This is a genomic window from Mesorhizobium sp. M8A.F.Ca.ET.021.01.1.1, assembly GCF_003998025.1.
Taxonomy (GTDB): domain Bacteria; phylum Pseudomonadota; class Alphaproteobacteria; order Rhizobiales; family Rhizobiaceae; genus Mesorhizobium.
Window position 1 is genome coordinate 1 of the sequence record NZ_RZSJ01000677.1, and the last position, 3,087, is coordinate 3,087.

The following is a 3,087-nucleotide window of genomic DNA, read 5'->3' on the forward strand; positions in this document are numbered from 1 at the left end:
GTTGAAGTGCATCGACTTCAGCACCGGCGTGGCGGCCATCGCGATGTTGCCCTCTTCGGCGAGTTCGCGAGCCAGCGCCTCGGCCAGCGTCTCGCCAACCTCGACGCCACCGCCGGGAAGCTGCCAGCCGGGCACATAGGTGTGGCGAATGAGGAAGACGGAATTGGTGGCGGCATCGTGGATCAGGCCGCGCACACCGAGCGTCATCGGCCGCCGCAGCACGAAATAGAGATGGAACAGCCGGGCCCTCAACCCCGCCCAGCCGGTCTGGCGGAACGCGGTTTCGTCGTCGGTCGGCATCAGTAGCGAAACCGTGGGTGGAAAGCGGCGTGCACGTCGCCTATGAAGGAGGAATGTTCAGGCTCGCGCATATTTCCGATGTCCATCTGGGGCCGCTCCCCGATGTATCCTATCGCGATCTCGCCTCCAAGCGCGTGCTCGGCTACGTCAACTGGCAGCGCAACCGCCGCCGCCACATGCACGATGCCGTCATCGACGCCATCGTCGCCGACATCAAGGCGCAAAGCCCGGACCATCTCGCTGTCACCGGCGACCTCGTCAACCTGGCGCTCGACGGCGAGATCGAGATGGCCAAACACTGGCTCGAGACGCTGGGGTCGGCGCATGACGTTTCGGTCGTGCCGGGAAACCATGACGCCTATGTGCCCGGTGCCTTCGACAAGATCTGCCGGTCATGGGCGGCGTGGATGAGCGGCGACGGTGTCAACACGCCGGTCGATCGCAATGCATTTCCCTATCTGCGCGTGCGCGGCAATGTCGCGCTGATCGGCGTCTCGACTGCGCGCGCCACGGCGCCCTTCATGGCCAATGGTTTCTTCATGGAGGGGCAGGCGGCTCGCCTCGGCAAGATCCTCGAGAGCACGGCCAAGCAAGGGCTGTTCCGTGCGATCATGATCCACCACCCGCCGGTGCGGGGCGCCGTCTCCCAGCACAAGCGGCTGTTCGGCATCGCCCGCTTCCACAAGATCATCCGCCGCCATGGCGCGGAGCTCGTGCTGCACGGCCATTCGCACCTGCCGTCGCTGTTCCAGATCGGGCCTCGCGATGCAAAGGTCCCGGTCGTCGGGGTCGCCGCCGCCGGCCAGGCGCCGGGCGGCAATCACCCGGCAGCACAGTACAATCTGTTCGACATCGACGGCGAAAAGGGAAACTGGCGCATCCGCCTGACGCGACGCGGCCTGACCGGACCGTCCATACCGCCTTCCGATCTGCAGACCGTGGAACTCGGTGTCGAGCCAGACGCGGCTATGGTCGCCAGTTGAGAACCATCGCCGAGACGCGGTCCCACAACAGCGCCGCCGACACCGCGAGACCAACAAGTCCGCCGGCGGCGACCAGCCCAAGGCCGGACAGGAAGGCCGACCAGCCCTTGCCTTGCGTCGAGGCTCGCAGCGGCGGCTCGGCTTCCGTGACCTCGGCGCGTCTCATGCCGGCGACCGCCGGCTCGACGCCACCCTCCATCATTCTCCGGCGTTCGACGATGCGCTCGGCGACATAACGCGTCACGGAATCGGCGACCGGCTTCATCTCGGTCGATTCGGCAAGCACGACACGGCCAATGCGAGTGTCCTTGAGGAAGCGGTAGGTGCGGCGGTCGCGCCCCATCGCGACATGGCTGACGGCGTCGATCCACAGGCGCGGCTGTAGGCCCGAGGAGACGACAAAGTCGAAATTATCCATGTCGGCCGGAACATCGGCAAAGACGGGCGCGAGGTCCGCGGCCAGGAGGTCGAGGCGCATGCGGTGCGCCTCGCGCATGTCGACGACGACATCGTCGCGGTCAGCGAAGGCGTTCTTCACGTCACGGATGGCATCGGACAGTTTGCTTGACGGATCGATCTTCTCGCCTGCGTCCTTCATCGGCGTCTGCCTCGCGGGGTTGGTTAACACGCAGTTAACACAGCCGCCGGCAAAATGCACTGGCGCGATCAAGACGGCGAGGCGCCCGGGTGGTGTCGCGCTGGCCCAGCCGGTCGCGGCTAATTCGGGCGCAAGGGCCTGGCACGGCGGTTCATGTTGCGCCGGATGATCGTGGCGATCAGCTCTGGCGCCTCCTCGATCAGCATATGGCCAGCCCCCGGGACGTGGTGCACATGAAATTGCACGGGCAGATTGTCGGTGTGGGCAACGGGTAGCATCGGGTCATCGCTTCCCCATACCACCATCACCGGCATGGTCAGTGTTTCCAAGCGGTCGCGCGGGATGACGCCCTGCCGGTCTTGGCTGGTCATGGCGGCAGCGATCTCGATGAGTTTCTCGACTTGGCCGAGTCGCCCGCGCATGTCCCCAAGGGCGTCCAAGGTGTGATCGATAGGCCGCGTCAGTGGTCCCGACATCGCCAAGAGGCACGCCTGGATGTCGGATGGGTCCCTTGCGGCGGCAAAGCGGCGCAACAGCGGACCGTTGATCTCGGCGCCGAAGCCGCCAGGCGCCAGAAGTGTCAGCGACGCCACCTTCTCGGGCTCGGCCAGCGCCATCAGCGCCGCCACCGCGCCGCCCATCGAGTGGCCGACCAGATGAACGCGCTTTACCGATCGCGCGGTGAGATCGGCCAGGACGGCCCTTGCCGCCAGCTTGGCCGGGCCGGCACCGGGGAAATCGAGCGACAGCCCGTGCCCCGGCAAATCATAGGCGAGTGTGCGTACCGAAGGCGACAGCGCCGGGATCACGTCGTGCCAAATATCGTGGCAGCCGCCGAAACCATGCAGCAGGACGATGGCCTTCGAGCCAGCACCCTGTTCGGCGACGTGAAGCGATGCGATCATGAAATCTGAGAGCTTTATTGCGGAACGGCAAGGTGAGAAATGCGGCTGGTTTGCCCCTTGTCCAGAACGATGGCCAGTAAAATTTTCACGACGACTGGCGCTTGCGACCTCCCGATCTCGCGAGTTCGCGTGACAAAGCCGGCAAATCAGTCATATCGGGACTTTACCACCTGCTTTCGGCGGCCAACAATTCGATTGGTCCAAACAGTCCTGTTCGGAGGACGTCAGCTCGCGTTGCCGAGGCCTGCCGCGCGCAGGGCTCCAACCAGCCGCTCGGTCAGATCGGGCGGATATTTCCGGT

General features: G+C 65.2%; 4 protein-coding genes. 1 reads left to right on the top strand and 3 read right to left on the bottom strand.

All coding sequences use genetic code 11. The annotated features are described in order from the left end of the window. The coding region (locus EOA36_RS32015; RefSeq protein ID WP_127280841.1) for an NUDIX domain-containing protein at nt 1-300 on the bottom strand (300 nt) is incomplete at its 3' end. Nucleotides 301-353: 53 nt separating this feature from the next. Between EOA36_RS32015 and EOA36_RS32020 the strand changes: the two genes are divergently transcribed. Then, nucleotides 354-1,283: a metallophosphoesterase gene (locus EOA36_RS32020; protein WP_127280842.1), complete on the top strand. Its 930-nt coding sequence runs from the start codon at nt 354-356 to the stop codon at nt 1,281-1,283. On the opposite strand, the gene EOA36_RS32025 is transcribed toward EOA36_RS32020, so the two are convergent. Continuing rightward, entirely contained in the window at nt 1,267-1,881 is a 615-nt protein-coding gene (locus EOA36_RS32025) for a hypothetical protein (protein WP_127280843.1), read from the bottom strand. The genes EOA36_RS32020 and EOA36_RS32025 overlap by 17 nt on opposite strands. A 119-nt stretch (nt 1,882-2,000) precedes the next feature. After that, nucleotides 2,001-2,786 carry an alpha/beta fold hydrolase gene (locus EOA36_RS32030; RefSeq protein WP_127280844.1) on the bottom strand — a complete coding sequence of 262 codons (786 nt, stop codon included), beginning with the start codon at nt 2,784-2,786 and terminating at the stop codon, nt 2,001-2,003. Between the last annotated feature and the right edge of the window lie 301 nt (nt 2,787-3,087).